The following is a 4,948-nucleotide window of genomic DNA, read 5'->3' as shown; positions in this document are numbered from 1 at the left end:
GCCAAGGACGGCCTGAAGATCCAGGTGGTGGAGTTCAGCGACTATGTGCAGCCCAACGCCGCGCTGGCCTCGGGCGACCTCGACGCCAACGGCTACCAGCACAAGCCCTACCTCGACGCGCAGATCAAGGACCGCGGCTACAAGATCGTGTCGGTGGGCACCACCGTCAACTTCCCCATCGGCCTGTATTCGAAGAAGGTCAAAAAGCTCGAAGACCTCAAGGACGGCGCCAAGTTCGGCATTCCCAACGACCCGACCAACGGCGGCCGCGTGCTGCTGGTGCTGCAGGAAAAGGGCCTGATCAAGCTCAAGGACGGCGCCGGCCTCAAGGCCACGCCGCTCGACGTGGTCAGCAACCCCAAGAAGCTCCGGTTCGTGGAGCTGGACGCGGCCCAGCTGGCGCGCTCGCTCGACGACCTGGACGCTTCGGCCATTAACACCAATTTCGCCATTTCGGCCGGGCTGAACCCCAAGACCGACGCCATCGCGCAGGAAAACGCCAAGGGCCCGTACGCCAACCTGATCGTGGTGCGCGAAGCCGACAAGGACAAGCCCTGGGTGGCGCAGCTCCTCAAGGCCTACCACTCCGAGGAAATCCGCCAGTTCATCCTGACCGAGTTCAAGGGTTCGGTGCTGCCGGCGTTCTGAGTGTTTCAGGGCTCCAGCGCTTGTCGGTAAAGCGCTGGAGGCTATTGAAATAATAGTGAACGGCGGCGGACTGGCATGCCCTGCAGGAAGCATGGCCAAGCTCTATAGTGGTTTTGCCCGTGCTTTCACGGCCTTTTCCACGTTCAAGGAGCATCCATGAGCCAGTTCCAGATCGCTGTCATCGTCGGCAGCCTGCGCAAGGATTCGTTCAACCGCCAGCTGGCCACGGCGCTGGCGCGCTTGGGGCCGGCAGATTTTCAGTTCACGCAGCTGCGCATCGATGACCTGCCGCTGTACAACCAGGACGACGACGGCCAGCAGGCGCCGTCCGTGCTGCGCCTCAAGGGGGAAGTCAAGGCGGCGCAGGGCCTGCTGTTCGTCACGCCCGAATACAACCGCTCGGTGCCCGGCGTGCTGAAAAATGCCATCGACAACGCTTCGCGCCCCTATGGCCAGAATGCCTGGGCCGGCAAGCCGGCGGGCGTGATCGGTACGTCGATCGGCGCTGCCGGGACGGCGATGGCGCAGCAGCATCTGCGCAACATCCTGGCCTACCTCGATGTCCCGGCGATGGGCCAGCCCGAGGCCTTCGTCCACGCCAAGGAAGGCCTGTTCGATGCTGGCGGCAACATCGGCGAAGGCAGCAAGAAGTTCCTCCAGGGCTGGATGGACCACTATGTGGCCTGGGTCAAAAAGCATGCCTGATGGCTATTGAATCAATAGCTGCTAGCGCTTTATCAGCGGGCGTTTGAGCCCGATTTCATGTAAATGAAAGCAAAAAACCCGGTATCCACCGGGTTTTTTTGTGCAGGGCGTGGCGCAATGCCACGCCGTTTCAGGCGGCCTCGACCACCTGCGGCTGGTTGGCGGCCTGGGTGCAGATGGCCTGCGTGGCGCTCTCGAGTGCGGCGGCCTTGGCGGCCTCGCCCATCGCGACGCCCTCGGCGCGCACGAAGCGCACGTCGGTCACGCCGAAGAAGCCCAGCACGGTCTGCAGGTAGCTCTCCTGGTGTTCCATGGCGCGGCCGCCTTCGCTGGTGGAGTACACGCCGCCGCGGGTCGAGGCGATGATCACGGTCTTGCCCTTGGCCAGGCCTTCGGGGCCGTTGGCGGTGTAGCGGAAGGTGCGGCCGGGCTGTGCCAGGCGGTCGATCCAGGCCTTGAGCTGGGTCGGGATGCTGAAGTTGTAGAACGGTGCGCCGATCACCACCACGTCGGCCGCAAGGAACTGGCTCACCAGCTGCTCGGAGACGGCGTTCTCGCGCTGCTGGCTTTCGCTCAGGTTGTCGGTCTGGCCGGTGCGCGGGGCCATGGCGTCCATGGTGAAGTGGGCCGGCGCATTGGCCACGAGGTCGAGGTAGCCGACCTGCGTGCCGGGGTGGCTGGCCTTCCAGGCGGCGACGATCTGGGCCGTGAGCTGGCGCGAGACGGACTGGGCGCCGGTGATGGCGGAATCGATGTGCAGCAATTGCATGGAGTGCTCCTGAAGAATGTGGCGGCCACGGTGTGTGGCGATGAATGGATTGTGAGACTGTCTCGATTGTTTGATAAGTAGGCTGTTTTGCGATAGATTGTCTTATCAATAGGACAATCTCCATGCAAGATCTCAACGACATGCTGTACTTTGCCGAGGTGGTCGAGCGGGGCGGGTTTGCCGCCGCCGGCCGCGCCCTGGGCATTCCCAAATCGCGCCTGTCGCGCCGCGTGTCCGAGCTGGAGGCCCAGCTGGGCGTGCGCCTGTTGCAGCGCACGACGCGCAAGCTCTCGCTGACCGAGGTGGGCGAGGCCTATCTGCGCCATTGCCAGGCCCTGCGCGAGTCGGCCCAGGCAGCGTGGGACACGGTGGCCCAGGTGCAGACCGAGCCGCGCGGCACGGTGCGCGTGGCCTGCCCGGTGACGTTGGCGCAGACCGTTCTGGGCGAGCTGATGCCGCTCTTTCTGGCGCGCTACCCGCTGGTGCGCATCGAGATGCAGGTCAGCAACCGCGTCGTCAACCTGGTGGAGGAGGGCGTGGATGTGGCGCTGCGCGTGCGCGCCACGCTGGACGACAGCGGCAGCATGGTCGTCAAGCGGCTTGATGATTCCGCGCAGATCCTGGTGGCCAGCCCCGATTTGCTGGCCCGCCAAGGCACGCCGCAAACGCTCGAAGACCTGGCCCGCCTCGACAGCGTGGCCATGTCGGCCGCCGAGGGGCGATCCGTGCTACGCCTTGTCGGCGCGGGCGGGCGCGAGCAGACCGTGCAGCACAGCCCGCGCTATGTGGCCGACGACCTGCTGACACTCAAGTTCGCGGCGCTGGCCGGCTCCGGCATGTGCTGGCTGCCCGACTACATGTGCCACGACGAACTGCGCTCGGGCCGGCTGGTGCATCTGCTGCCCGGATGGGCGCCGCCGCGCGGCGTGGTGCATGCGGTGTTTCCGTCGCGCCGCGGCCTGTCGCCGGCGGTGCGGCGTTTTCTCGACTTTCTGGGCGAAACCATGCCCGGGAGCAGCAGCCTGGCCAGCCGCGTGCGCGCGGGGTGATGCTGTGGCCGTTGCAATGCGGCAAGGGTAAAAGGCGAACTGGTGCTGTGGCGCAGCACATCAAGGAGCAGGGTATGAAAGCCATGGATACATCCCTTCACGGCGCCAGGCCCGCGCCTGGCGGACAGCGGGCCGTGCGGGCTGTGCGGGCTGTGGCGCTGGCGCTGGCGGTTGTTGCTTGCGCAGCGGTGGCGCAGGAGCGCCGCAATTATTTCAATGACCCGTTTATGCAGCTCACCCTGGCGATCGCCCAGTGCCCTGTGCCACCGGGGCCCGAGGTCTCTCTGAGCGAGATGCAGGCCCAGGCCCATGGCCGCGCCGAGCGCGGCACCAGCTGCTTTCGCGCGGGGCGCTGCCGCCTGCCCAACGCCTACCTGTACGACGCGGAGATCATGGAGCGCGTGCAAAAGGCGGTGCAGGTCGATGGGCGCTTTGCCGACACCAGTGTTTGGGCGCTGGGCCAGCGGCGCTGGGTGTGGTTGCGGGGCTGCGTGCGCAGCCCGGAGCAGGCGCAGGCGCTGGAGCAGCTGGTGCGCGGCCTGGACGATGTCGAGGCCGTCGTCAACGAACTGGAGGTGGTGGCGCCCTGACCGCCATAGATGCTTTTGCGATTAATTCACAACGATATATTTGTTTGGACTTCAAGCGGTGGAGGCGCAAAATCGTCCGTCTTCACACCAGCAGGAGCGACTCGATGGCAACCCTCAGACTCGGCGACACAGCCCCCGACTTCACGCAGGAATCCACGGCCGGCCCTATCCATTTCCACGAGTGGGCGGGCGACTCGTGGGTTGTGCTGTTCTCGCACCCGGCCGATTTCACGCCCGTGTGCACTACCGAGCTGGGCAAGACGGCGGCCCTGTCGGGCGAGTTCGCCAAGCGCAATACCAAGGCCATCGCCGTCAGCATCGACCCGCTCCAGTCGCACACCGACTGGGTGCACGACATCAACGAGACGCAGCACACCAAGGTGGACTTCCCCATCCTGGCCGATGCCGACAGGAAGGTCGCCAACCTGTACGACATGATCCACCCGAACGCCTCGACCACCGCCACGGTGCGCAGCGTGTTCATCATCGACCCGAAGAAGGTCATCCGAACCACCTTCACCTACCCGGCCAGCACCGGGCGCAACTTCGACGAGATCCTGCGCGTGATCGATTCGCTGCAGCTCACCGACAACTACAAGGTGGCCACGCCGGTGAACTGGAAGTACGGCGAAGACGTGATCATCGTTCCCAGCCTGCAAGACCCGGCCGAGCTGGCCCAGCGCTTCCCCAAGGGCTTCAAGACCGTCAAGCCCTACCTGCGCATCACGCCCCAGCCCGGCCCCTGAGCGGCTTGCTTCAACCGCGAGGGCCGGTCGCCCTCGGAATGAAAAAACCCAGGCTCCGTGAGGGTCCTGGGTTTTTTGCTGTGGGCAGCATGTGCCTATTTCTAGGGATGGTCCGCTAGCGGACCTGCTGCTGTATAGGCGCTTCGCTATGCCAGCGCAGGATCAGCGGCCATATCCGCCGCCGCCGCCACCGCCGCGCGGACCACCACGACCGCCGCCGCTGTTGCCACCGCCGTATCCGCCGCCGCCACCACCGCTGCGAAAGCCGCCGCCACGGCGGCCGCGCTCGGCCATGCTGTCCACGCTGGTGCGCATCGGGTCGGGCTGGCCCGAGGGGCCGGAGCCGCGGCTCGACGGCATGCTGTGCCCTCCGTGCGTGCCCAGGTGGGCGTTCTCGCGGGGCGGCTGGGCGTCGCTGAAGCGATTGCCACCACCGCCGCC

General features: G+C 65.9%; 6 protein-coding genes and 1 pseudogene. 5 read left to right on the top strand and 2 right to left on the bottom strand.

Annotation, left to right across the window (positions count from 1 at the left end; all coding sequences use genetic code 11):
* Both B2J89_RS20675 and B2J89_RS20670 read left to right on the top strand, forming a co-directional pair.
* Window positions 1–648, top strand: a 648-nt coding sequence (locus tag B2J89_RS20675) for a MetQ/NlpA family ABC transporter substrate-binding protein (RefSeq protein ID WP_169170736.1), incomplete at its 5' end; no start/stop codon positions are given.
* 156 nt (window positions 649–804) lie between these two features.
* Window positions 805–1,353, top strand: coding sequence for an NADPH-dependent FMN reductase (locus B2J89_RS20670; protein WP_169170735.1), 549 nt, complete (start codon window positions 805–807; stop codon window positions 1,351–1,353).
* A gap of 130 nt (window positions 1,354–1,483) precedes the next feature.
* On the opposite strand, the gene B2J89_RS20665 is transcribed toward B2J89_RS20670, so the two are convergent.
* On the bottom strand, window positions 1,484–2,122 hold the full coding sequence (locus B2J89_RS20665) for an FMN-dependent NADH-azoreductase (protein ID WP_169170734.1): 639 nt from the start codon (window positions 2,120–2,122) through the stop codon (window positions 1,484–1,486).
* A 122-nt stretch (window positions 2,123–2,244) separates the two neighbouring features.
* Between B2J89_RS20665 and B2J89_RS20660 the strand changes: the two genes are divergently transcribed.
* From B2J89_RS20660 to B2J89_RS20650, 3 genes are all read left to right on the top strand, one after another.
* Entirely contained in the window at window positions 2,245–3,171 is a 927-nt protein-coding gene (locus tag B2J89_RS20660) for a LysR family transcriptional regulator (protein WP_169170733.1), read from the top strand.
* Window positions 3,172–3,398: 227 nt separating this feature from the next.
* Window positions 3,399–3,761, top strand: a complete 363-nt coding sequence (locus B2J89_RS20655) for a BON domain-containing protein (protein WP_240965107.1) — start codon at window positions 3,399–3,401, stop codon at window positions 3,759–3,761.
* 104 nt (window positions 3,762–3,865) lie between these two features.
* Window positions 3,866–4,507, top strand: coding sequence for a peroxiredoxin (locus B2J89_RS20650; protein ID WP_169170731.1), 642 nt, complete (start codon window positions 3,866–3,868; stop codon window positions 4,505–4,507).
* 162 nt (window positions 4,508–4,669) lie between these two features.
* Here B2J89_RS20650 and B2J89_RS20645 read toward each other — a convergent pair.
* Window positions 4,670–4,948: pseudogene (locus B2J89_RS20645) on the bottom strand (RNA helicase); the annotation flags it as partial.

The sequence above is a fragment of the Acidovorax sp. SRB_24 genome (assembly GCF_012931925.1).
This window is presented reverse-complemented; position numbering and strand designations above follow the sequence as displayed.

What these genes read in the sequence shown, in the direction of transcription:
- B2J89_RS20650 (WP_169170731.1), top strand. Translation starts at nt 3,866, where the DNA reads ATGGCAACCCTCAGACTCGGCGACACAGCCCCCGACTTCACGCAGGAA.
- B2J89_RS20660 (WP_169170733.1), top strand. Translation starts at nt 2,245, where the DNA reads ATGCAAGATCTCAACGACATGCTGTACTTTGCCGAGGTGGTCGAGCGG.
- B2J89_RS20670 (WP_169170735.1), top strand. Translation starts at nt 805, where the DNA reads ATGAGCCAGTTCCAGATCGCTGTCATCGTCGGCAGCCTGCGCAAGGAT.
- B2J89_RS20665 (WP_169170734.1), bottom strand. Translation starts at nt 2,122, where the DNA reads ATGCAATTGCTGCACATCGATTCCGCCATCACCGGCGCCCAGTCCGTC.
- B2J89_RS20655 (WP_240965107.1), top strand. Translation starts at nt 3,399, where the DNA reads ATGCAGCTCACCCTGGCGATCGCCCAGTGCCCTGTGCCACCGGGGCCC.